The sequence below is a fragment of the Xanthomonas sp. BRIP62411 genome, from assembly GCF_003993525.1.
Classification (GTDB): Bacteria; Pseudomonadota; Gammaproteobacteria; order Xanthomonadales; family Xanthomonadaceae; genus Xanthomonas; species Xanthomonas euroxanthea.
Genome location: NZ_QEZI01000008.1, coordinates 292915 through 317830 on the forward strand (window position 1 = coordinate 292915; position 24916 = coordinate 317830).

The following is a 24916-nucleotide window of genomic DNA, read 5'->3' on the forward strand; positions in this document are numbered from 1 at the left end:
CGGTGCCAGCGGCCCGGATCACGTGAATGCATCGAGCGCCGCGCGTCGCCCATGCAGCAGACACTGCACAGCGTGTCATCTCGATAACAGCCTGCGCGCGTACGGCTGAGTCCTTGCGACACCAGTGCGCAATCTCTGCGTCGCCGGCGCACCGTGGCGCGCGCAACCGCTGTGCGATGCCACCTGTCAACGCATGGCCAACCGGCTCCCGGTCGGGAGCCGGTCCGGGCCATCGGCACGTTTGCCCAGCGCCTACAACCCGATCAACCGCACTCAGCGCGTCGCCGCACCCTTGCCGGTATTGAACAACTGGAACTCGCGGATATGCACCGCATCCGCACTGGACTGGATATTCAGGCGCACCCGCGAGGCGGTCACCGGCGCGAAGTGATCGATCTTCATCCGCCCGATCGCCTGCGCCTTCGCCAGCGGCACCCACTTGCCGTCCTGCCAGGCTTCCACCGCGTATTTCTGCACCAGCTGGCCGTCGTTGATCCACTCCATGCTCAGCGCACTGTCGAAGGTCACCGGCTGCTTGAACTGCAGCTCCAGCACCGCGCTATGCGAACCGGCCGGCGCACTCCAGAACGTCTCGCGATCGCCGTCCACTGCCGCGTCGATGCCGTCGGTCTTCTTGATGTTGCAGGCCACCAGATTCCTGTCTGCGCCGTAGCGCGCCTGCAGCGCCTGGCCAAGTTCCTGCAGGCGTGCGACGTCGGCTTCCGGCAACAGGCCGCGCTTGTCCGGCGCGAGACCCAGCACCAGCTGACCGCCCAGGCCGACGCTCTTTTCCCAGATCTCCACCAGCTCATCGACACTCTTGAGCGTCTGGTCGCTGTTGGGATGCCAGAACCACTGCAGCTTGTGCAGCGGCGTATCCACTTCCACCGGGCGCCAGCGCAGGTAGCCGTGGCGATCGATCACGTTCCAGTTTTCGCCTTCGATGAAGCCGGCCTCGTTGCCCACCCAGCGCACGTCGCCGTACTCGAACAAGGCGGTGTCGGCAAACACCATCGCGTTGGCCTGGTAGGTGCGCAGTTCTTCCATGTACTTGTCGAAGTTGTACACATGACCGGCGCTGCCGGCGCCGTCCAGCCACCATTCGGTGATCGGGCCGTAATGCGAGGCCAGCTCCACCAACTGCGCAGCGTAGAACTTGTCATAGGCCTTGGAATCGGCATATTTGGGCTCGTGGCGATCCCACGGCGACAGGTACACGCCAAAGCCCATGCCTTCCTTGCGCACCGCATCGCTGGTGAGCTTGACCAGGTCGCCCTTGCCACCCATCCACGGACTGTTCTTGACCGAATAATTGCTCTCGGCGGTGGGCCACAGCGCAAACCCGTCGTGGTGCTTGGCCACCAGGATCACGTACTTCGCACCGGCCGACTTTGCCGCGCGCGCCCACTGGCCCGGATCCACATTGGTCGGGTTGAAGGTCTTGGCGCTGGCGGTCCCGTCACCCCACTCCTGGTCCAGCCAGGTGTTGGGATTGAAGTGCACGATCACGCCGAATTCCAGATCCTGCCAGGCCACCTGCTGCGGCGAGGGTTTGACCTCGGCAAAGTTCTGCGCGATGGCGGTGGGCAGGGTCAGCGCGGTCAGGCCGAGGGCGGCCAGCCAGCGCAACGGGGAGAGCGGGTGTGATGACATCGCGGGTCCTCGCAGTGGTCGGCGACCACGGCCGCCTGGGATGACCAGAGCATATGGTATTTAATAGATGATAAATAGGTATCTTTAAAATCCGCACAGGACTGGACCACCATGCATCCGTCACGTCTGTCGACCTGGCTGGTCGCAAGCCTTGCCGCCTTCGCCGTCCACGCCGAACCGCGCATGCCGCCGCCCTCGCCCATTGTGCTCAGCGAGTTCATCGCCGATCCCGCACCGACGCCACAGGCGCACGCCTCCACGCTTCTGGAGACCCGCGCCGGCACGCTGCTGGCCGCCTGGTTCGGCGGCACGCACGAGGGAGCGGCCGATGTCGGTGTCTGGCTCGCGCAGCGCGGCGTGCGGCAATGGCAGCCGCCGCGACGCATCGCCGACGGCGCGCATGCCGGCGCGGATGGCACTGCGTTGCCGGCCTGGAATCCGGTGCTGTTCCAGTCCAGCGCCGGCCCGGTGCAGCTGTACTACAAGCTCGGCCCCAATCCACGGCAGTGGTGGGGCCTGCGCATTACCTCGGATGATGACGGTGCGCACTGGTCGCCACCGCAGCGCCTGCCCGACGGCATCCTCGGCCCGATCAAGAACAAGCCGGTGCAATTGCCGAACGGACGCATCCTTTCGCCCAGCAGCAGCGAAGACCGTGGCTGGCGCGCGCATCTGGAATGGAGCGACGACGACGGCGCGCATTGGCAACGCGGCATGCCGCTCAATGATCCGGCGGTGATCGGCGCGATCCAGCCCAGCGTCCTGCTGCATGCGGACGGGCGCGTGCAGGTGCTCGGGCGCAGCCAGCAGGACAAGGTGTTCAGTACGTTCTCCAACGACGGCGGCCTGCACTGGCAACCGATGCAGCTGCTGGACGTGGAGAATCCCAACGCCGGCACCGACGCGGTGATGCTGCGCGACGGCCGCGCCCTGCTGGTCTACAACCCCGGCATCGCCGGCAAGCACTGGTGGGACGGTCGCGGCACGCTTGCGGTGGCGCTATCAACCGATGGCGTGCACTGGCAACGCGCCCTCACGCTGGAACACAGCGCAAAGGACGAGTTCTCCTATCCGGCGGTGATCCAGACCCGCGATGGGCTGGTCCATATCAGCTACACCTGGAAGCGCCAACGCATCAAGCATGTCGTCCTGGATCCGACACGCCTTGGCAGCGAGGCAGATGACACGAGATCGCCGCAGTCATTGCCGGAAAGTGCGCAGTAGATCAAACGGTCGAGGGCACGGCGCCCTCACCACATACGGGACACGCCTTGAATCCGTCTGTGGAGGCTTCTCGGCGGCATCCCTCATGCTCTGCTTGCAAACACACACACCGACCATTTCAGCTGGTCCTTGCCCGTCCACCGTCGCGGGACCCTGAGCGGCATGGATGCCGCGCCGGAGCCTAAGGACGTACTTGCGGCGTGTCCCGCGATGGTGGGCGGGCAAGGGCCCTGCAACGAAGCAGCAGATCAAACGCGTTGCGTTCGCTTCTTCCACAGTGCCCCGTCTAAGCTCAACACAACATGCTCCTGAGCGTTGCTGCCGTTTCAACGCAACAAAGCCTGGTTGGTCGAGGGCGCGATGCCCTCACCACTTCCGGGACACGCCGTGAATCCGTCCCTGCAGGCTCCGTGGCCGCATCCATGCCGCCAAGGGTCCCGGAACCGGCAAGGACATCGCGCCTCCTACGTTGGTCGTGCACTGATGGAACTGCACAAGCAACTCGCCGACCGCCGCTCCTGCGCTTGTCCACGCATACCGACCATTTTAGCTGGTCCTTGTCCGCCCACCGTCGCGGGACCTTGAGCGGCATGGATGCCGCGCCAGAGCCTACATGGACGTACTTGCGGCGTGTCCCGCGAGGGTGGGCGGGCGAGGGCCCTGCAACGAAGCAGCAGATCAAACGCTTTGCGTTCGCTTCTTCCACAGTGCCTCGTCTGAGCTCAACATGCTCCTGAGCTTTGCCGCCGTTTCAACGCAACAAAGCCTGATTGGTCGAGGACCTGGCAGCCAAACTACAGATCCCATGCCACGTCTTCACGTCACCTGGAATTGCCGGCCACGGCGTGCAGAGAGGTCCCGGATCACATGCTCCACCATCGGGACACAGCGCCTCACAGCTCCTGCAACAACCCCACAATCCGCCGCACACGCGCCACATCGGTGCGCTGGTAATCGCCCCCCAGGTCGGAGATGTACGCATGCGGCGCATGCACCTGCGCCGCAACCGGCCCGCGTGAGGAGGCATGGAACTCGCGCGCCCCCGTGCCGTTACGCAGCGCAAGCACGTTGCTTTCGGACACGCCCGCACCCGGCATGATGCTGATGCGGTCGCCCGCCTGCTGCACCAGCGCTGCGATGGTGTCGATCCCTTCCAGCGCACTCGCACGTGCACCGGAGGTCAGCACGCGCTCGCACCCCAGCGCGATCGCATCTTCCAGCGCACGCGCCGGATCGGCGCTGACGTCGATCGCACGGTGGAAGGTGACACCCAGCGACCCGGCCGCGGCGATCAACACCCGCATCGTGCCCATGTCGACCTGCCCATGCAGATCCAGCGCGCCCAACACCACGCCATCGCAGCCCAGCCGCACGCATTGCTCCACATCGCGCCGCATCACCTCGACCTCCGCCGCATCGAAGACGAAATCGCCCACGCGCGGACGGATCAACACATACAGCGGAATCTGCAACCGCTCACGCACCACCGCCAGCGTGCCGAACGAGGGCGTCAGCCCGCCGCCGTCCAGGCCGCCGCAGAGCTCGACCCGCATCGCACCACCTTCCTGCGCCGCCAATGCCGAACCCACCGAATCGGCGGCCACCTCCAGCCCCGACACGCTCATGCCGCAGGCTCGGTGGTGTAGTGGCTTTCACCGGGCACCAGCAGGTCCTGCCGCTGCGCATCGCAGACCGCATAACTGAAACCCTTCTGGATCGCGAACGCCCCCACCTCGCCGCGCTTGTTCATCGCCAGAAATCCGACCTGCAAGGTGCGGGTGAGTTCGGGCTTGCGCCGGATCAGCCGCATCACCACCTCGCGGCAGGCATCGGCCGGCGACTTGCCCTGGCGCATCATTTCCACCACCGCAAAACTGCCGACATTGCGGATCACCTCTTCGCCGACGCCGGTCGAGGTCGCGCCGCCCACCTCGTTGTCCACGTACAGGCCTGCACCGATGATCGGGCTGTCGCCGACCCGGCCGTGCATCTTCCACGCCATGCCGCTGGTGGTGCACGCGCCGGACAGGTTGCCGTGCGCATCCAGCGCCAGCATGCCGATGGTGTCGTGGTTGTCCTTGCCGCCCGGAAGCTTGGCATCACGCCAGGCGCGGTTTTCGATATTGGCTTCCGGCGAATACTTGGAGGTCTTCAACCACTCTTTCCACGCCGCTTCGGAGCTGGGCGTGAGCAGCTTGGTCTGCGGAAAGCCCTGTTCCAGCGCGAACTGCCGCGCGCCATCGCCAACCAGCATCACATGCGGGGTCTTTTCCATCACCGCGCGTGCCACCGAGATCGCGTGCACCACGTCTTCCAGCGATGCCACCGCGCCGCAATTGCCCAGGTGATCCATGATGCAGGCGTCCAGCGTCACCCGCCCGTCGCGGTCCGGATAGCCGCCCAGGCCGACCGTGGGGTTGCTCGGGTCCGCTTCGGGCACGCGCACGCCCGCTTCCACCGCATCCAGTGCGATACCGCCACTGCCGAGGATGTTCCAGGCTGCCTGGTTGGCGGCAATGCCGAAATCCCAGGTGGAAATCACCCGCGCCGCGCCGCGCGGCAGCGCGGCAACGCGTCCGCCCGTGCCGGCACCGACGGCCGCCTGCGCACGCGCGCCCCACCCGGCCAGGCCGGAAGCGATCGCACCAAGCGTGGCGCTCTTGAGGAAGTGACGACGTTGGATCATCCGGGCGAACTCCATGCAGGAAGAAAACAGGCAGCCGCACTGCGCGGCGACAGCCTTGCATCATGCGGCAGCGCCGCGCGCGGATAAACCGCCTTGCGGCGCTGTCGGCTGCGGATCCGCGCACAACCAGCGCTGCGTCGGGCCTGCTGCATGCGCGCCGCAGCCGGGCCGCCCCCACGATCAGGGGCGAAAAGACTCACCCACCGCAGGCGTCAGCATCATCGCGCAACCTGCTGGTCAACACATGGTCGCGCCAGACGCCGTTCAATTGCAGATAACGGCGCGCATAGCCTTCGATCTGAAAGCCCAGCCGTTGCAGCACGCGCGCACTGCGCAGATTGTCGGGGACGTATTGCGCCATCACCCGGTGCAGGCCAAGCGGGCCGAACGCAAACGCGATGCCCTGCGTGGCCGCCCACCGGATCAGGCCGCGCCCCTGCTGCTGCGCATCCAGGCCGTAACCCAGATGACAGCCCTGGAAGGCACCGCGCTGGATCTGGGTGAGGCCGACCGTGCCGATCACCTGCGCCTCGCGCAGCAACACCAGTTGCAATTCGCGCTCGCCGGGCACCGCGGTGCGGTAGGCGATGCTCAGCCGACGCCAGCCGTCGGTGGTGTAGAACGCCGGCGGCCGCAGCGGCATCGCAGCGGCCAGATGCGCGCGATTACGGCTGTGGTAGTCGGCCATCGCCGCCGGATCGACGACGGCCAGATCGCACAGCATCACACCGTCGGCGTGCTGGACGGGTGCGAAGACGGGAAGGCTCGTCACGGCCGCGGTCGCGCCGTGCGCGCGGCATGCGTGCTGTGTGGATCAGGCTGACGCATACAGATCACGCCCCCGCTAACGGCCGCCCACAGGCAGCAAGAGATCTCAGGCATCGGCCATGCCGGCACCCATTGCACCCAGCAACGGCGATGCCCGCCTGGCCGTTGCTGCGCCCATCCCGCCCTTCATCGCGACATCGCCGGCAAGCCGGCAGTGTCGTCGTCCGGTAGCGGCGTGTTACGCGGCAAGCGCCGCTAGCGCCTGCGCAAGCTGCGCTTCGATCGCGTCCAGGTTCGGCAGCAATGCGCTCTGCTCGCCCAGCAGCACGCGCATGTGCACGCCGTCGGGCAGCGCATCTTCGGACGCATCGGCCAGCAGGCCATCGCGCGGCACCGAGATCAGCTGCGGGAACGAAGCGGTGAGCAAGGCGAAGTACGGCAGCGCCGGATTGCCGCCCAAGGCCTTGAGCACGATCACCTTGTTGTTGACCGCGGTCGGCTCGTCGCCCATGCCGCTCAGACGCGCGAACGACAGCAGCGGCACCTTCCAGCCATACCAGTCGATGCGCCCGACCACCCAGCGCGGCATCTCCGCCATCGGCTCGACCGCCACCCGCGACATCACCTCGGCCACCGTGGCGTTGGGCAGCAGCACGCGCTCGCTGCCGGCCTGGATCAGGACGCCGCGGATTTCGTCATTGTTGGCGTAGCTCATCGCACCTGTTCCGATCTTGAGAGGAAGCGCCCGGCTTACGCCGGCCAGCGCTGTGCCAACGCCCGCGCCAACTGCGCAGGGTCGCCGGTCAGAATGCCCTGGCGCGCCAGACGTGCCGCCGCGGCCGGGTCGTAGCAGCCGTCGGCGGATTGACCCGCCAGCCAGCCGCCCTGCTCGGCCAGCGCCAGCGCTGGCTCGACCAGCGCCTCGTTGGCGCCGCTGAGCATCAGCACCGCGCTGTCGGCCGGTGGCAACGCGGCCACCAGCCCGGCCGGATCGGCCTGCGCGACGAATGCCAGCGCGCCGGCATGGTGCTGCACGCCGATGTCGTCGGACAGCACATAGACCCTGCCCGGCGTAATCACCTGGCCGGCTTCGCCCAGGTCGACCGGCAACGCCGACACGCGTCCCATCTGCCGCACCAGGTTGCCGTACTGGCCGCCATCCAGGGTCATGCGCACCAGCACGGCGCGAGGAAACTCCGGCGGCAGCGCGGACAGCAGGCGGCGGATCGCATCCGGGCCGCCGATGCCGGCCAGCACCAGCACCGCACCAGTGGTCGTACCGACCTGATCCAGCTCTACCAGCGACAGCCCGCCGGTCGACAGCGCGTCCATGTTCAATTCGGCGCGCGGGCGCACCACCACCGCGACCTCGTCGACCAGGCCCCAGGTGCTGGAATCGCCCAGCGTCAGGGCCGGTTTGTCGGCCGCCGCTGCGGCCTCGGACGTGCCCGCGCCACGCGCGAACAAGGCATCGCCGGGCACGCTGTCGAACGCGTGCGCGGCTGCCTGCAGGTGTTGGTCCAGCTGCAGGTCCGAGTGCTGCCGCGGCGCCAGTTCCAGGCCCGGTTCGGGATGCAGCGACGGCTCGCTCTCAGTGCCTGGCGGCAACACGTCGGCATGGCCATGCAGCTTGGCGGCCAGATGGCGCACCCAGCGCTGCGCTTCCCAGCCCTCGCGGCGCACGGTCAGCTCGGCCTCGTCGAAGATCACCGTGACGCCGGGCATGTTGAAGGCCGGCTCCAGGGCTTCGAGCGCGTCTTCGATCGACGGCTCCAGCGCAACCAGCACCGCTACCGGCTCGGCATCGCGCAGCATCTGCACGTCCACCGCCGCCGGTTCGTCTTCCAGCACCACGTGGGCGCCGGCCAGGCCGAGCGCTTCACGCAGGCGCTCGCGCGCCTGCCCGGGCCGGCCCAGCAGGGCGACCGGAGTTCCCATTGCGCCATTAGTCTCGGACACGGGCGATCCCCAGCAGGTCGTACACGTTTCGCATCAGATCCAACTCCTGGTAAGGCTTGCCCAGGTAACGCTGCACGCCGATCTCGAAGGCGCGCTGGCGATGCTTCTCGCCGCTGCGCGAGGTGATCATCACGATCGGCACCGCCTTGAAGCGCGGGTCGGCACGCATCGCGGTCGCCAGCTCGTAGCCGTCCATGCGCGGCATTTCGATGTCCAGCAGCATCAGGTCGGGCACGCGCTCCTGGAGCAGTTCCAGTGCCTCGACACCATCGCGTGCGGTGGTCACATCCAGATTGTGGCGTTCCAGCACGCGGCTGGTGACCTTGCGCATGGTCAGCGAATCGTCCACCACCATCACCAACGGCACCTGGCGCTGCGATTCGGCCGGGGTTTCCGGCGCCGGACGCGCCGGCTGGCTGAGATAGCGACGCACCAGCGGGGCCACGTCCAGGATCACCACCACGCGGCCATCGCCGGTGATGGTGGCACCGTAGATGCCCGGTACCGAGGCGATCTGCAGGCCCACCGGCTTGACCACGATTTCGCGGTTGCCCAGCACTTGGTCGATCGCCACCGCCGCACGCAGGTCGCCCGCGCGCACCAGCAGCAACGGCACCTGCGCCTGGCCATCGGCACGCGCGGCGGCCTGGCCGACCAGCGAGCCGAGATCGTGCAGCACGTACTCTTCGCCGGCGTAGTGGTAGCCACCCTCGCCCGACTCGTAACGGCTGCGCGAGATGCGGCCGATACCGCTGACCGACCCCACCGGCACCGCGAAGGTGGTGTCGCCGATGCGCACGAACACCGCCTGGGTGACCGCCAGCGTCTGCGGCAGGCGCAAGGTGAAGGTCACGCCATGGCCGGGCACCGAGTGGATGTCCACCGAGCCGCCGAGCTGACGCACTTCGTTGCGCACCACGTCCATGCCCACGCCACGGCCGGCCAGCTGGCTGACCTGCTCGGAGGTGCTGAAGCCGGAGGCGAAGATCAGCCCGTCCAGCTCGGCCTCGCTGAGCTCCTGGCCGGGTTCGATCAGGCCGCGCTGCTCGCCGCGGCGACGGATCGCCTCGCGATCCAGCCCGGCGCCGTCGTCGGCCACTTCCAGCACGATTTCCGAGCCTTCGCGGCGCAGGCGGATCGCGATGCTGCCCTCTTCCAGCTTGCCTGCGTCGCGCCGTTGCTCCGGCGCTTCCAGGCCATGCGCCACCGAGTTGCGCAGCATGTGTTCCAGCGGCGCGACCATGCGATCGAGCACGTTGCGATCCAGTTCGCCCTGGGTGCCTTCCAGCAGCAGATGCACCTGCTTGCCGGTATCGGTCGCGGCCTGGCGGACCACGCGACGCAGGCGCGGCACCAGGCCGTCGAACGGCACCATGCGCGCACGCATCAGGCCGTCCTGCAGCTCGGAGCTGACGCGCGACTGCTGTTGCAGCAGGCCGTCGTATTGACGCGACAGGTCTTCCAGAACGCCCTGCAAGCCGCCCAAGTCGGCCGCCGATTCGTTCAGCGCGCGGCTGAGCTGCTGCAGGGTGGAGAAGCGGTCCAGTTCCAGCGGATCGAAGGTGCGGTCGCCCTGGTCCTGCTCACGCTGATAGCGCGCCACGATCTGTGCTTCGGTTTCCAGATCCAGACGCCGCAGCTGGTCGCGCAGACGGGCGTTGGTGCGATCCAGTTCGCCCATGGCGCCGCGGAAGGCGCCCATCTGCTGTTCCAGCCGCGAACGGTAGATCGCCACTTCGCCGGCGTGGTTGACCAGGCGGTCGAGCAGGTCGGCACGCACGCGCACCTGCTCCTGCTGCACGCGCGGCAGGAAGTCGTCCTCGCTCTGGCCCTCGACCGGCACCGGCGCCGACAACGGTGCCGGCTCCACCGATGCCCTGGCGATCGCGCGCACATCGGCGTCGCTGGGTTCTGCGGCATTGCGGCCACGGGTGCGGGTTTCGAAGGCGTCCACCAGGTCGGTCGGCATCGCCACGGCGCGGTGCATGCCGGTGCGGGTCAACAGCTGATGCAGGCGATCGAAGCCGCGCTCGAACAGGCGCACGTCGTCGCGGTCGATATCGGTCCGGTTGGCCGCCACTGCTTCGAGCAGCGACTCGATCGCATGGCCGAGATCGCCGATGGCATTGATGCCGGCCATGCGCGCGCCGCCCTTGAGCGTGTGCAGGTCGCGCTGCAGTCCGTTGAGGACCTCGCGGTCTTCCGGCACTTCGCGCATGCGGGCGATCAGACCATCGCAATGGTCCAGCAGGTCGCGGCCTTCCTCGACGAAGATGTCGACCAGTTCGCCATCGAGCTGGTCGAAGTTGAGCGGGCCGGTATCGAAGGCTGCGCCCACAGCGTTGGCAGTGGTCTCGGCCGCCGCAGCGTCTTCCACCGGCGCGCTGAAGGCCACGGCTGCGGCGTCTTGGTGTTCGCTTGGGGATTCTGCGGGTTCGCCGGGCTCCAGATGCTCGACGTATTCGACGTGTTCGGTTTGCCCAACGCCTTCAACTTGCTCGACGTGTTCGTGATGCTCGGCAGGATCGGTTGCGGTAGTCGCGCCGAGTGTTGCGTCTGCGTCTGCGTCTGCGTCTGCGTCTGGATGCTGCGCGTGGACCTCCGCATCGGCATCGGCTTGCGCATCCGCATCCGCATCAGCAACGAGGTCCGACTGCAGCTCCGGTGCAGTTTCCGATTGCGGATCGCCGGTCTCTTCGACCTGGTCGGCGACCTGCGCCATCTCGAAGGCCTGCACCGACTCGATGGTGTGTTCGGGTAGCGCTTCGGCAGCCTGCTGTACGTCTGCAGCGTGGTCTGCGTCTGCGGCGTATTCCGCCGCTGCAGTCTGTTCTGCCTCTGTAGCCTGCTCTGCTTCGGCCTGCTCTGCTGCTGAAGTCTGCTCTGCTTCTGCAGCGCGCTCGGCTTCCGCAACGTGCTCGACTTCGTCGGCATGCGCGTACGCGCCCAGATGTTCCTGCTCGCCCGACTCGACATGCGCTTCCGATTGCGCAGCCTCGTCCGTATGCACAGGTTCCTGCAGGTGCTCCTGCTCGCCCGACAGAGCATGTTCTTCGGAAGACGGATGCTGGCCCAACTGTGCGGTGTCTTGCACCTGCAACTGGTCGCCAAGCTGCGCGGCGGCATCCTGCGGCAGCCCGGCATCGCCGTGCTGCGCTGCCTCGTCCGCAGGCAGCTGCGCGTGCTGCGCCTGCGCACCGACAGCCTCGTCGTGAGGTGTTGAAACGTGGTCGTCTTGCCCGGCCGATTCGCCGTCCGGCACCGCGGTGTCCTGCGTCCAGTCTTCGCTCACTGCCGCATGCGTCTGGTCGGCCAACGGGCCCTGCGCATGCACCGCTTCCAATGCTTCGATGGTCTCGACAGGCGCGTCGTCGGTGGACGCTACGCCATCACCCGCCCCTGCCTCGGCATGTGCGGTGACGTTGCCGTCGTACTGATCCTGCTGGTCGTGCACGGCCGCGTGCTCGCCCGGCCACTGCTGCCCGGCGTCTGCGTGCTCGGCATCGACCTGCCCGGCTTCTGGCGCGGCGAGCGTCTGCGTCTCACCCAACGCGGCTTCCGCGTCGGACAACTCGTCCACGGCCACGTGCTCGCTTGCTCCGGACACGTCGCCTGCTGGCTCGTGCGACACCGTATCGACACTGCCGGCCTGCTGCAGTCCGGTCGCATCCCAGGCATCGGCGTCGACTACCGGCTCATCGGCCGGCGTGTCGTGCGCATCGGTGCCAAGCGACGCGGCTTCGGCGTCGTCTGTGTGCTGGTGCTGGTGCTGGACAGCATCGCCGTGCAACGCGTCGACGGCCTGCCCGGTGACCGCCTCGGATGCGCGTGCATCCGCGGCCAGTGCCTGCGCGGCCTCGAGCGAATCGGCGCCCTGCTCCTGCTCCGGCGCAGCAACGTCAGCCGCTTGCGCCTCGTCGTGTGGTGCCGGTGCTTCCAGCGCAAGCGCCGAGGTGTCTTCGGCCTCGGCCTCGGCCAGTTCGTCCACCGCAATCGCTGCGTCGGCGTCGGCGGGCGCTGCGGCATCCTGCGCCGCGTCGTCGGCGGCATGCACGGGCGCGCCGGTATCGGCCGCATTCGACGGCAGTGCGCTGGCGTCCAGATACGGCGACAGGTCCTGCGCACCGGTCAGCTCGACCGCCGACGCGCTGCCGACGGCCATCTCGCCCGGCGCCTCCAGATCCTCCAGCTCGTCCAGGAACGCCTGCGGTGGCCACTGCGCTTCCGGCAGCGTCTCCACCAGCGCGCGCAGGCGCTCGGTCAACGGCGCAAACGACGGAATCAACGGCGCATCGGCGCGCAGGGCGGTCACGGTGGTGGCGATTGCCGCCGCCGTTGCGGCAATGGCGTCGATGCCCTCCTGCGACGGGGTCAGCGAGGCGGCGAGCAGACGCTTGACATAGCTCTCCGCCGGCGTGGTCACCAGCGTGATTTCCGGCACGTCGGTCATCGCAAACGCGCCACTCATGGTGTGCACGGCGCGCAGCAACTCTTCGCTCGCCAACTGCGGCTCGGCCTGGCTGGCCTGCAGCCACGCGTTGACGGTGTCCAGATGGGTGGCGACTTCGGCTTCCAGGATCTCGCGCAGCACGCTGTCCACCGACGCCGGTGTGCCGCCGCTCGCAGCGAACATGCCCGCCGCTGCCGGAACGAAGGCAACCTCCGCCGCCACCGGCATCGCCGGTGCGGCCACGTAATAGGCCTCTTCGCCTGCGGCCACGCGCTCGGCAACTGCCTGGATGGCCGGCAGGTCGGCGCTGATGCGGCCCTGGTCGCGCAAGGCGGCGTTGAACTGCGGCAGCACCTCGTAGGCCAGCTCGACCATCGCCACCACCGCCGGGCTGGCCGGCCGCGAATTGTCGAGCACGCGATTGAGCATGCTCTCGATCTTCCAGCTGAACTCGCCGAGCACGTGCGCACCAACCAGACGGCCGCTGCCCTTCAAGGTGTGGAAGACGCGGCGGATCGGGCGCAGGTTGTCCTGGCTGTACGGCGCGGCACGCCATACCGGCAGCAGCTGGCCAAGGTTGACCAGTTCTTCGTCGAATTCCTCCAGGAACACGTCGCGGATATCGTCGTCGATATCGCTGTCGCCAAAGCCACCGAAGATGCCGGCATCGGCACCAGCACCGGCCTGGAGCGGTTCGCTCATGGCCGGCCCGGGCGCTGCCTTCGCAGCCTGGGCGTCGGCATCGGGCGCCTGCGCTGCCTGCGGACGCTCCACCTCGAACTGCGCGGCGGCTGCGTCGAGCTGGGCCAGGAACGCCGTCGATGCGGCGTCCAGTTCGAACTCGCTGACCACCGCCTGCTGCACGCGCGCGGTGCCCTGCCCGGCGGCGTCGTCGGCCGGGGCCGGCTGCGGTTCGGGCACGGATTCGACGAACGGGTCGGCCGGCTCCTGCGGCGCGACGGGCGGAAACGGTGGCGGCGAGAACGCATCGTCGATGCTGGTCTGCGCGCGGCCGTTTCCGGCCTGCGCGATGAAATCCAGCGGTGCCTCGGTCTGGTCGGCATCGCCCGGCAACGCGATCTGCTCGATCTGCAGCGGCGCCGGTTCGGCTACCGCCGGCGTGGCGCTGTCGTCCTGCTCCAGCGCACTCAGGTCCACGGTGTAGCTGACCTGCGCGGCATCGGCCGACATGCTGCCGTCCTGCTCGGCCGACACCGGGTCGAACACGGACGTGGCGATCGGTGCGGCCTGCTCGGTGGTTTCCAGCTGCCAGTCGCCGGGCGCCTGCGCGCCATCGTCGGACAGGTCCAGCGGTGCCACCGTAAACGGCACGTGCGCCTGGCCGGAGACGGTTTCCTCGGCGGCGACCGGGTCGAACGAGAACACCGTATCGGTGGCGGCAGCGCCGGTGTCGTGCACCACGCTGGCGGCAAACGGCGCCTCGACCACGGTTTCGTTGGCCCATTCCAGCGACGGCGTCGGTGCGGCGTCGTTGGCCGCCGCCGGGGCACCGGCTTGCTGTGCGAGCGATGCGGCCAGTGGCTGCGGCTCGGCCACGTGGCCCGGCTGGTCGGCACCGACCGGCAGGTCGGATGGCTGGCCCGAGGGCAGCGGCCAGTAGCGCAGCGTCTCCAGGCTGTTGCGGGTGATGTCCAGGATCTCTTCGCGGCCGGGACGGCGCTCGCGCAGGGCTTCCAGGTAGTACTCCAGGCTGGCCATCGCGTCGGCCAGGGTGTCCAGCTGGCGACCGCTGGGCACGCGCTGCTTGCCGATCAGTTCCAGGTCGACGTAGCGGCGCACGCCTTCCAGATAGTCGGCCGCCTGTGGCAGTTCGAGGATGCGCAGGGCACCGCCGACTTCGCCGAGCAGATGCGGCACGTCGGTCAGGCGCGCGTGGTCCCAGTTGGTCTCGATGAAGGCGACGAAATGCTCGCGCGCCGCACCGAAATTGGCGATCGCCTCCTGCGCCAGCACGTCCACCGTGCGCCGCACTTCCGACGAGGTGGCGCTGTTGCTGGCTTCATTGCCGTCGCCCACATCGGCGCCGAGGCTGGCGACCTGGTCATCCAGCGAGGCATCGACATAGAGCAGCGCGCCGGCGATATCCAGCAGCACGCCTTCGTCCATCTGCACCTGGCCGTCGACCACGCGCGCCAGCGCATCGCGCTGCTGCACGACCACGTTGCGCGCCACGCCCAGGCCCATCATGCCCAGGGTGTCGGCGACGCTGCCCAGATCCTTGACCTGGGTCTGCAGTTCGGCGATCTCGCCGCCGGTGCGCAGGTGCAGGTCCAGCGCATCCTTGACGCGCAGCAATTCCTCCTTGACCGCGTTGCCGACGGTGTCGAGCAACTCGCGATTGCGTCCGCTCAGACTGCCGCGGGCATGGTCCAGCTCGGCCTCGGTGGCGACGCCGGCCTGCGGATCGAAGGCAAACAGCACGCTCTCGCTGAGGCCCGGCTCGCCACGGGTGGCGCGGATCTCGTTGAGCAGCGGCAGCAGCACGATCGGGATATCGCGGTGACCGTTCTGCAGGCGCTCCAGGTAGTCGGGCAGCAGCACGGTGCCGCGCATCAGCATGGCGCAGGCTTCGTCGCGGTCGGCCACTTCGCCGACCTGCACGGCCTGGGCCAGCAGCTCCAGCTCTTCGGCCACCATCGCCGGGGCGTACAACTCGACCATGCGCAAGGTGCCCTGCACCTGGTGCAGATAGCCGGCGCAGAAGCGCATCCGACTGGTGTCGGACGGTTCTTCGGCAAAGTACTCGATCTCGTTGCGCGCCTGGCGCAAGGTTTCGTCCAGCTCCGGCTTGACCCAGCCCAGCGCGGCGTGACTCATCGCATCGCGAAGCGCACTCATTGCAGCCCCCTGCCTACGGCCGGGGTACCGCCAAGGCGGCCACCGGTCTGTTCCTGCATCGACGTCATGCGACTACGCGCCATCTGCTGATCCTTTCCCGTTCCGCGTCGTGCTCACGCCGGCAGTTTGAAGTCGGCGACCGAACGGCGCAGATCGGCAGCGAGCTGAGCCAGGTTGCCGATCGACTCGGCCGTCTGCTCCGCACCCTGCGATGTCTGGCTGGTGATCTGACGGATCACGCCCATGGTCTGTGTGATGTCCGTCGCTGCGGCCGACTGCTGGTGCGCGGCGATGGAGATGTTCTTGATCAGGTTGTTCAAGGCATTGGACACGCGCTCGATTTCGGTCAGCGCGGTGCCGGCGTCTTCGGCCAGGCGTGCACCGGATACCACTTCGGAGGTGGTCTGCTCCATCGAGCTGACCGCTTCGTTGGTATCGGCCTGAATGGTCTGCACCAGGCCTTCGATCCGCCGGGTCGCACCGGAGGTGCGTTCGGCCAGGCGCTGCACTTCGTCGGCCACCACCGCGAAACCGCGGCCGGCCTCGCCCGCCGAGGCGGCCTGCACCGCGGCGTTGAGCGCCAGGATGTTGGTCTGCTCGGAAATGTCGTTGATCAGTTCCACGATCGAGCCGATTTCCTGCGAGGATTCGCCCAGGCGCTTGATGCGCTTGGAGGTTTCCTGGATCTGGTCGCGGATCTGGTCCATGCCCTGGATGGTCTCGCGCACCACCCCGGCACCCTCGGCGGCGATCACCACCGAGCGCTGCGCCACTTCGGCCGACTCGGTGGAGTTGCGCGACACCTGTTCGATGCTGGCGGCGATTTCGCTGATGCGCTCGGAGGCGGTGGTGATCTGGTTGGCCTGCTGTCCCGCCGCGTCGGCCAGCTGCATCGCCGTGGCCTGGGTTTCCTGGGTCGACACGGCGACCTTGGCCGAGGTGTCGTTGATGGTGGTCACCAGGTGGCGCAACTCGTCCACGGCGTAGTTGATGGCGTCTGCAATCGCGCCGGTCATGTCCTCGGTCACCGAGGCCTTGACCGTCAGGTCGCCCTCACCGAGCGAGCTGATTTCGTCCAGCAGCCGCATGATCGCCTGCTGGTTGCGGCTGTTGAATTCCACCTGCGCCTGGTAACGCACGTCCTGCTCGCGCGAGCGCACCCGCACCGAGCTCCAGACGAAACCGATGATGGCCAGCAACGCCAGCAGGCCGGACACCACGCCCAGCCAGAAGTTCGGAAACAGGCGCGTGTCGCGCACCGAGCCGAATGCCGAGAACGCATCGAACAGCTTCTTGCTGTCGTCCAGCATCCTGTTCGAACCGGCGGTCAGCGCGGCGGCCGAGGACTGCGCGGCAAACAGGTTGCGCGAGCTGGCCAGGATGGCGTCGACGTCCTTCTTCATCGTCGCCCACTGCGCCTGCGACTGCTCCAGCGCCGACAGCGCGGCCGGGTTGCGCACCGCGGCGATGCCCAGCTCGTCGTTGCCTGCGCGCAGGCCTTCGAGCATCTGCGTGAACACCACCGCGTCGCGCGCCAGCGCATCGCCGGAGGCGGCGGCATTGGCGCCACCGGCGCGCATTTCGGTCACCCGGCGCGCCATGGTGCCGGCGACCACGACCTGCTGCAGCGTGTTGTAGATCTGTGCCGCGGGCGCGCCGCTGACCGTCATCGCGCGCACCACTTCGTTCAACTGCGCCTGCAACTGCGGCACGCTGCCGGAGAAGCGTTCGGCGTTGCCGGACAGGCCGAGCACCGCCGGTTCGCTGGCGATGATCTGGTCGGCGTTCTTGCTCAGCGGCACCCAGGTCGCCTTGAGCTGGGCCATCGCGCTGGCAACCGAGCCTTCCTTGCCGTAGCGGCCATCCAGTTCGCTGACCGTGCTGTCGATGCGGCCCTTGGTCTCCTTGAACGCGGCAAACGCCTTCGGGTCGCCGGACACCGCTTCGCGGCCCTGGTTGGCCAGTTGCTGCGACAGCACCTGCAGATCGGCCGCACCGGTACCGGCACCGGCCAGGCGACTGCCCTGCCAGGTGGCGACGCCGGTATTGGCGCCGAACACGATCATCGACAACACCAGCAAACCAAGCCAGAAGCTGGTGCTGACGCTGCCGAGCTTGTTGGTCTTGCGGGCGTCCGGGGCGGTACTCATGGTTCGACCTCGATCTGTATGACGTGGCGGGGCCGCGGCTTAGGCCGCAGCCTGCCGGAATTCAGGGGTGCGCGACAGCAACGCCAGGGAGAACACACCCCAGTCCTGCGTCTCGTTGCGGAAGGCACGGTCGATGAAGTGGGCGTAGCGGCCTTGTGCCAGCTCGCCGGGTTCGACCGCCTGGGCCTGCTCGAAGCTGCGCTGGCCGTACAGCTCGTCGATGGTCAGCGCGACGTCGCCGCCGCTCTGGCGCATGATCAGCACGCGCTGGCCTTCCTGCAGCACCGTCCGCCGGCCCTCCAGGAACTGCTTCAGATCGATCACCGGGAACAGGTTGCCGCGCAGGTTGCCCACGCCCAGCAGCCAGGGCTGGGCGCCCGGCACCGGCGTGACCGGCGGCATCGGCACGATTTCCGCCACTTCGCGGAAATCCGAGACCAGCCGCCGGGTACCGACGCGATAACCGACGCCGCGCCAGATATCGGCCGAGAACTGGCGTTCCGGCAGCGGCGTGGCGTGCGCAAGGCTACGACGCTCGTAGTCTTCGAGAATGTCGAATGGAGAACGCATCAACGCACCAGTTGTTTGATGCGGGCGATCAGGTCGTCTTCGCGCGGCGGCTTGACGATGTAGTCGCTGGCACCTTGTCGCAACCCCCAGGCCTTGTCGGTTTCCATGCCCTTGGTGCTGACCAGCAGCACCGGGATGTCCTTGGTGGCCTGGTCGCGCGCCAATGCACGCGTTGCCTGGAAGCCACTCATGCCGGGCAGCACCACGTCCATCAGCACCAGATCGGGCGCCTGGCTGCGAATCAGCGCAAGTCCCTCCTCGGCATTGTCGGTGGCGACGACCGTATGGCCTGCTTTTTCCAGCCATTGACTGAAGACTGCCCTGTCGGTGGGCGAGTCCTCGATCAATATAATTCGAGCCATGTTGCCTTTCCCCCTGGTCAGGCGTGGACGTACGTGCGAATCGCGCTCAGTAGTTCTTCACGTGTGAACGGCTTGGTCAGATATTGCTCGGAGCCGACGATGCGGCCGCGTGCCTTGTCGAACAGGCCGTCCTTGGACGACAGCATGATCACCGGCGTCGACTTGAAGAGCTGGTTGCCCTTGATCAACGCGCACGTCTGGTACCCATCCAGGCGCGGCATCATGATGTCGACAAAAATGATCTGAGGTTGCTGGTCGGCAATCTTGGCCAGTGCCTCGAAACCATCGGTCGCCGTCACTACTTCACAGCCTTCCCGCTTCAGCAGCGTTTCGGCGGTGCGGCGAATGGTCTTCGAATCATCGATCACCATCACCTTCAGTCCTGCGAGTTCCCCACCCGCAGCCATGTTTTCAGTCATGCAAATATCCCCGGACGCGCGACGCTTCTTCCCTTCCGGCGTCGCTGCGAAACGACATGTATATCCCAAGACCCGCATTGACTGTCAAGGGTGCGTTGCCGGGGGCCCGCCAGGCGGACGTTCCGACTGTGGACGGCTGCGGGTCGGCCGGCAAGTCGCGCATCCACGACCGGCCGGGCGCGCCATCGCCCACCGCTTGAAGTTACCATCGGCAGCCTGTTCTAAAGGTTTAGCTGCCCATGTCGCTCGACGTCGTCGTGGTGATGGATCCCATCGCCTCCATCAAGATCGCCAAAGACACCACCTTCGCCATGTTGCTGGAAGCGCAGCGGCGTGGTCACCGCCTGCAGTATGTGCGCCCCGGCGGACTCAGCTTGCGCGAGGGACGCGCGGTGGCGCAGGTCGCGCCGCTGAGCGTGCGCGAGGACACGACCGGCTGGTTCACCCTGGGCGAGTTCGCCGAGCTGGCATTCGGTCCCGGCCAGGTGGTGCTGATGCGCAAGGACCCGCCGGTGGATGCGGAGTTCATCTACGACACCCAGGTACTGAGCGTGGCTCAGCGCGCCGGCGCGCAGGTGGTCAACGACCCGCAGGGCCTGCGCGACTACAACGAGAAGCTGGCCGCGCTGCTGTTTCCGCAGTGCTGCCCGCCGACCCTGGTCAGCCGCGATGCGGCGGCACTGAAGGCCTTCGTGCTCGAACACGGCCAGGCCGTGCTCAAGCCGCTGGACGGCATGGGCGGGCGCTCGATCTTCCGTAGCGGCACCGGCGACCCCAATCTCAACGTGATCTTGGAAACGCTGACCGACGGCAATCGCAAGCTGACCCTGGCGCAGCGCTTCATCCCCGACATCACCGCCGGCGACAAGCGCATCCTGCTGGTCGATGGCGAGCCGGTGGACTACTGCCTGGCCCGCATTCCGCAAGGCGACGAATTCCGCGGCAACCTGGCCGCCGGCGGGCGCGGCGAAGGCCGGCCGCTGTCCGAGCGCGACCGCTGGATCGCCGCGCAGGTGGGCCCGGAAATGCGCCGCCGCGGCATGCGCTTCGTCGGCCTGGACGTGATCGGCGATTACCTGACCGAAGTCAACGTCACCAGCCCCACCTGCGTGCGCGAGCTGGATGCGCAGTTCGGCCTGAACATCGCCGGGCTGCTGTTCGACGCGATCGAGGCCGGCGCGGCGCAATGAGCGCGGCCGCGGCACAGCCGGCTGCCGTGGACGAGCGTCGCCGGCTGACCGCGACGCTGGTGATCTCGCTGCTGCTGCACGGCGCGCTGATCCTCGGCGTGGGGTTTGCGGTCAGCGAGGACGCACCATTGGTGCCGACGCTGGATGTGATCTTCAGCCAGACCAGCACCCCGCTGACGCCCAGGCAGGCCGATTTCCTGGCCCAGGCCAACCAGCAGGGCGGCGGCGATCACGCCACCGCGCAACGCCCGCGCGACAGCCAGCCCGGCGTGGTGCCGCAGGACCGCAGCGGGCTGGCACCGCAGGCGCAGCGTGCGACCATGGTGCAGGCGCCGGACCCGACCCAGACCCGCGTGGTCGCCAGTCGCCGCGGCGAGCAGACCGTGCCCACCGCGCAGCCGAACCCGCAGACCGACCCGCTCTCGCCCACCGATGCGCAACGCGTGCAACGCGATGCAGAAATGGCCCGGCTCGCCGCCGAGGTGCATCTGCGCTCGGAGCAATACGCCAAGCGCCCCAACCGCAAGTTCGTGTCGGCCAGTACCCGCGAATACGCCTACGCCAACTACCTGCGTGCCTGGGTGGATCGCGCCGAGCGCGTCGGCAACCTCAACTACCCGGACGAGGCGCGCCGGCGCCGGCTCGGCGGCAAGGTGGTGATCAGCGTGGGCGTGCGCCGCGACGGCAGCGTGGAAAGCAGCCGCGTGCTGATCTCCAGCGGCACCCCGACCCTGGATGCGGCAGCGCTGCGGGTGGTGCAGCTGGCACAGCCGTTCCCGCCGTTGCCCAGGACCAAGGACGACGTGGATATCCTGCAGGTCACCCGCACCTGGCTGTTCCTGCCCGGCGGCGAGCTGCACGACGATCGTTGAGCTGTCGCGCGTCCGATCAGGACGCGTCCTTCTGCGGCATGCCTGCCCGGCCGACGGCGTTGGCGCGTGCGGTGCGTGCGGCCTCAGGTGACCTGCGCCGCTGCGTAGAGCTGATCGGCCAGGTCGATGATGACGTCGGCATCCTGCACGCGCGCGCGCCAGGCGGCGGGAATTGCCTCGATGCCATGGAACGCACCGGCCAGCTGACCGCAGATGGCCGCGGTGGTGTCGGCATCGTCGCCCAGGTTGGCCGCACGCAACACCGCATCGGCGAACGTGTCGGTGGTGGCGAAGCACCAGAGCGCCGCCGACAGCGCATCGACCACGTAGCCGGTGCCGCGGATCCCAGTGGCGGGAACCGCCCGATGGTCGCGCACCGACAACGCACGCAGTGCCGGCGTCGACAGCCCTTCGCAGCGGGCCTGCAACACCTGCTGGCGCTGCCCGCCGAGCAGCGCGGCACGCAACTGGAAGGCGAACAGCCGGCAGGCATCCAGCGCTTCGTCAGCGGCATGCGTGGTGCGCGAGCTGTCGGCGGCGCGCTCGCCCAGCTCGGCGGGGCGGTGCGCGTAATACATCGCCACCGGCGCCAGCCGCATCAGCGAGCCATTGCCGGCCGAGCGCGGATCGGTGCTGCCGCTGAAGGCCGGCCCGCCATCGAGATAGCGCTCCAGCGCCTGCCGCACGGTCGCGCCGATATCGAAGCAGGCGCCGGTACTGCTGAGGTAACCGTGCTGGTACCAGTTGCAATAGCGGTTCATCTGGTCGGCGGCGTCGAAGCCTTGCCGATACAGCAGGCTGTGCGCCAGGCACAGGGCCATCGAGGTGTCGTCGGTCCACTGCCCGGCACGCAGTGCGAACGGGCCGCCGCCGCGCATGTCGTCGATCGGCGTGAAGCTGCCCGGCGCGCAGAATTCCAGCGTGGTGCCGAGCGCATCGCCCACCGCCAGGCCCAGCAGGCAACCGCGGAAACGTGCACGCTGCAACGCGTCGGTCATGGCGCGGCGCCAGCGGCCTTGGCTGCGCGTGCGGCCTGCTGCTCGAGCAGGGTCAGCGCCACGTTGTCGCGCAGATAGGCCGGTTCCACCCGCTCCGGCGCCACGCCTTCGCCGCGCAGCAGCGCCGGCACGGCCAGCGTGAGCAGGTCGGCCGCATGCGGCAACGCGGCGGCATCGATGCTGGTCAGCTGCGTTGCGAACCGCTGTTGCAGCACTGCATCGGCAGCGGCGAACCCGCTGCCGACACCGGCAAAGCGCTGCAGCGCGTCCGGCACGACGCAGGCCTGCGGTGCGCACACCACTTCCGGCATCAGCTTCTGCAGCGTGTCACCATCGCGCGCGAAGACGCCGGCATACACCTCGCCCATGCGCGCATCGATGCAGGCCAGCACCTGCCTCGCCTCGGCGGGCGCGCGCAAGGCCAGCACCTGCAGCGTGGACACCGCCAGCACCGGCAGGTCCAGGCCCAGCGCGATGCCTTGCGCGATGCCGATGGCCAGGCGCACGCCGGTGAACGCGCCCGGCCCACGGCCGACCGCGATCGCATCGAGCTGGCGGCGCGTGATCCCGGCCTCGGCGAGCAGGTATTCGGCCCACGGCAGCGCCAGTTCGGCATGCCGACGCGGCGCCAGTTCGAAGCGTTCAAGCACGCGGCCGTCGATGTGCAGCGCGACGGAACAGGCTTCGGTGGAGGTCTCGAACGCGAGGACTTTCATGGCAGGACCGCAGGCAGGAAGGGGAAGCTCAGGCGTCGCCGAACGGCAGCGCGAGCACGCCATTGTCGCCCACCGGCTCGGCGACGCCAAAGAACGCGCGCACATCGCCGATCTCGCGGGTGCGCGCAAACGGCGGCAGCGACGTCATGAAGGTGCGGCCGTAGCCCTTGTTCACCAGCCGTGGGTCGCACAGCACCAGCACGCCGCGGTCGGTCTCGCTGCGGATCAGCCGGCCCACGCCCTGCTTGAGCGCGATCACCGCCTGCGGCAGCTGTTCGTCGCGGAACGGGTTGCCGCCGTCGCGGCGGATCGCATCCAGGCGCGCTTCGAACACCGGGTCGTCGGGCGCGGCAAACGGCAGCTTGTCGATCACCACCACGCTCAGGGCATCGCCAACCACATCCACGCCCTCGCGGAAGCTGGCCGACCCCAGCAGCACGCCGTTGCCGGACGTGCGGAAACGCTGCAGCAAGGTGGCACGCGGCGCTTCGCCCTGCACGAACAGTGGCCACGGTGCACCGCGCAAGGCTTCGGCCGCTTCGCGCAGCGCGCGGTGCGAGGCGAACAACAGGAAGGCGCGGCCGTTGGAGGCCTCCAGCACCGGCGTCAGCGCCGCGATCAGCGCGGTGCCGAATCCACGTGCGGCAGGATCGGGCAGGTTCGGCGGCAGATAGCACAGCGCCTGGCGCGCCCAGTCGAAGGGGCTGGGCTGCAGCAGGGTCACCGGATCGCTCAGACCCAGGCGCTGCGCGATGTGGTCGAACTCGCCGCCCACCGCCAGCGTGGCCGAGGTGAACACCCAGGCCGCATGGGATTTCTCGCGGTGCTCGCGCAGCGGGCCGGACACGTCCAGCGGCGTGCGCTGGCAGCGGAACCCGCGCGGGCTGAGTTCGTACCACAGCACGTCGTTGTCGATGGTGTCCGGCAGCTCCTGGTCGAAATCCGGCACCGGCGCGTCTTCGCCCAGCCACCGCGACAGCCGTGCCAGCGCTTCCTGCGCGCGCGCAGAACAGCCATCGAAGCCGGGCGAGGCCTCGCGCAACGGCAGCAAGGCCTCGCCCAGGCGCGCCAGCGACGACAGCACCGCATCGAAGCCTTCGCGTACCTGCGGCCTGGCCAGCGCGCGCCATTGCGTGCCGCGCGCGGGCAGGCCTTCCATGCCCGCACGCAGGCCGCGCAAGGCCTCGTCCAGGGCCAGGATCGGTTCCTGCAGGCTGGCCTGCGCACCGGCGACCAGGCGCGCTTCGACCATGCAATCGCGCGCCAGCTCCTGCCACGGCCGCATGCCGAAACTTTCGCCGAAGAAGTTCGCCGCCAGTTCCGGCAGCTGGTGCGCCTCGTCGATGACGAAGGCCTGCGCGCCGGGCAGGATCTCGCCGAAGCCTTCCTGCTTGAGCGCCAGATCGGCCAGCAGCAGATGGTGGTTGACCACCACCAGATCGGCCGCCTGCGCGCGCTGGCGCGCCTGCACCACGAAGCATTCGCCGTAGAACGGGCATTCGGTGCCCAGGCAGTTGTCGACGGTGGAGGTCACCAGCGGCAGCAGCGGCGAGTCGTCCGGCAAGGCTTCCAGCTCGGCCATGTCGCCGAACTGGGTGCGCCCGCTCCAGGCCACGATGCGCTGGAACTGCGAGACCTGCTCGGGCGTGGCAAAGCGCGGTTCGCCACGCGCCTGCTGGGTGCGGTACTTGCACAGGTAGTTCGCGCGGCCCTTCAGCAGCGCGCTGCGCAGGCCGATGCCGAGCGCGGCGCGCACGCGTGGCAGGTCGCGATGGAACAACTGGTCCTGCAGCGCGCGCGTGCCGGTCGACACGATGGTCTTCAGCCCCGACAGCAGCGCCGGCACCAGATAGGCGTAGGTCTTGCCGGTGCCGGTGCCGGCCTCGGCCAACAGCACATCGCGCGCCTCGAACGCCTCGGCAATGGCGCCGGTCAGGCGCAGCTGCGCGGCACGCGGCGCGAACGCATCGAGCTGACGCGCAAGCGCCCCGCCCTCGCTGAGCGCCTCGATGCTGGCAGTGGCAAGTTGGGACATGGGAC

At 68.3% G+C, this 24916-nt stretch carries 17 protein-coding genes; 3 read left to right on the forward strand and 14 right to left on the reverse strand.

Features of this window, described 5'->3' with window-relative positions; all coding sequences use genetic code 11:
- Positions 1-273: 273 nt before the first annotated feature.
- Entirely contained in the window at positions 274-1653 is a 1380-nt protein-coding gene (locus tag EO139_RS05610) for an alpha-L-fucosidase (protein WP_126969646.1), read from the reverse strand.
- Positions 1654-1764: 111 nt separating this feature from the next.
- On the opposite strand from EO139_RS05610, the gene EO139_RS05615 reads away from it, so the two are divergent.
- The gene (locus EO139_RS05615; RefSeq protein WP_126969648.1) at positions 1765-2877 is read left to right on the forward strand and encodes a sialidase family protein; all 1113 of its coding nucleotides are present in this window, start codon (positions 1765-1767) and stop codon (positions 2875-2877) included.
- 893 nt (positions 2878-3770) lie between these two features.
- Here EO139_RS05615 and EO139_RS05630 read toward each other — a convergent pair.
- The 10 genes from EO139_RS05630 to pilG form a co-directional block, all read right to left on the reverse strand.
- Complete coding sequence (locus tag EO139_RS05630; RefSeq protein WP_126969650.1) at positions 3771-4502, reverse strand: copper homeostasis protein CutC; 732 nt, start codon at positions 4500-4502, stop codon at positions 3771-3773.
- Entirely contained in the window at positions 4499-5563 is a 1065-nt protein-coding gene (locus tag EO139_RS05635) for a N(4)-(beta-N-acetylglucosaminyl)-L-asparaginase (RefSeq protein ID WP_126944948.1), read from the reverse strand. The genes EO139_RS05630 and EO139_RS05635 overlap by 4 nt, the downstream gene beginning before the upstream one ends.
- A 196-nt stretch (positions 5564-5759) precedes the next feature.
- The gene (locus EO139_RS05645; protein WP_126970007.1) at positions 5760-6287 is read right to left on the reverse strand and encodes a GNAT family N-acetyltransferase; all 528 of its coding nucleotides are present in this window, start codon (positions 6285-6287) and stop codon (positions 5760-5762) included.
- Positions 6288-6569: 282 nt separating this feature from the next.
- The gene (locus EO139_RS05650) at positions 6570-7046 is read right to left on the reverse strand and encodes a chemotaxis protein CheW (protein ID WP_119127710.1); all 477 of its coding nucleotides are present in this window, start codon (positions 7044-7046) and stop codon (positions 6570-6572) included.
- 35 nt (positions 7047-7081) lie between these two features.
- Complete coding sequence (locus tag EO139_RS05655; RefSeq protein WP_126970009.1) at positions 7082-8269, reverse strand: chemotaxis protein CheB; 1188 nt, start codon at positions 8267-8269, stop codon at positions 7082-7084.
- Positions 8270-8276: 7 nt separating this feature from the next.
- Complete coding sequence (locus EO139_RS05660; protein WP_126969652.1) at positions 8277-15599, reverse strand: Hpt domain-containing protein; 7323 nt, start codon at positions 15597-15599, stop codon at positions 8277-8279.
- A gap of 113 nt (positions 15600-15712) precedes the next feature.
- Positions 15713-17749: a methyl-accepting chemotaxis protein gene (locus EO139_RS05665; RefSeq protein ID WP_104584630.1), complete on the reverse strand. Its 2037-nt coding sequence runs from the start codon at positions 17747-17749 to the stop codon at positions 15713-15715.
- Between the two features lie 39 nt (positions 17750-17788).
- Positions 17789-18319 carry a chemotaxis protein CheW gene (locus tag EO139_RS05670; RefSeq protein WP_014508568.1) on the reverse strand — a complete coding sequence of 177 codons (531 nt, stop codon included), beginning with the start codon at positions 18317-18319 and terminating at the stop codon, positions 17789-17791.
- Complete coding sequence (locus EO139_RS05675; RefSeq protein ID WP_024940328.1) at positions 18319-18681, reverse strand: response regulator; 363 nt, start codon at positions 18679-18681, stop codon at positions 18319-18321. The genes EO139_RS05670 and EO139_RS05675 overlap by 1 nt, the downstream gene beginning before the upstream one ends.
- Positions 18682-18698: 17 nt before the next feature.
- Positions 18699-19100: a twitching motility response regulator PilG gene (gene pilG / locus EO139_RS05680; RefSeq protein ID WP_104562659.1), complete on the reverse strand. Its 402-nt coding sequence runs from the start codon at positions 19098-19100 to the stop codon at positions 18699-18701.
- A 239-nt stretch (positions 19101-19339) separates the two neighbouring features.
- Between pilG and gshB the strand changes: the two genes are divergently transcribed.
- Both gshB and EO139_RS05690 read left to right on the forward strand, forming a co-directional pair.
- On the forward strand, positions 19340-20290 hold the full coding sequence (gshB, locus tag EO139_RS05685; protein WP_104584632.1) for a glutathione synthase: 951 nt from the start codon (positions 19340-19342) through the stop codon (positions 20288-20290).
- A complete protein-coding gene (locus tag EO139_RS05690; RefSeq protein ID WP_126969654.1) occupies positions 20287-21162 on the forward strand; it encodes an energy transducer TonB in 876 nt (291 codons plus the stop codon). Before gshB ends, EO139_RS05690 begins: the two co-directional genes overlap by 4 nt.
- Positions 21163-21245: 83 nt before the next feature.
- Here EO139_RS05690 and EO139_RS05695 read toward each other — a convergent pair whose 3' ends face one another.
- From EO139_RS05695 to EO139_RS05705, 3 genes are read right to left on the reverse strand one after another with little or no spacing between them, the layout of a single operon-like run.
- Positions 21246-22160, reverse strand: coding sequence for an ADP-ribosylglycohydrolase family protein (locus EO139_RS05695; protein WP_126969656.1), 915 nt, complete (start codon positions 22158-22160; stop codon positions 21246-21248).
- Complete coding sequence (gene tsaB / locus EO139_RS05700; RefSeq protein WP_126969658.1) at positions 22157-22876, reverse strand: tRNA (adenosine(37)-N6)-threonylcarbamoyltransferase complex dimerization subunit type 1 TsaB; 720 nt, start codon at positions 22874-22876, stop codon at positions 22157-22159. Before tsaB ends, EO139_RS05695 begins: the two co-directional genes overlap by 4 nt.
- A gap of 28 nt (positions 22877-22904) precedes the next feature.
- Positions 22905-24911, reverse strand: a complete 2007-nt coding sequence (locus tag EO139_RS05705; protein ID WP_126969660.1) for an ATP-dependent DNA helicase — start codon at positions 24909-24911, stop codon at positions 22905-22907.
- Positions 24912-24916 lie beyond the last annotated feature (5 nt).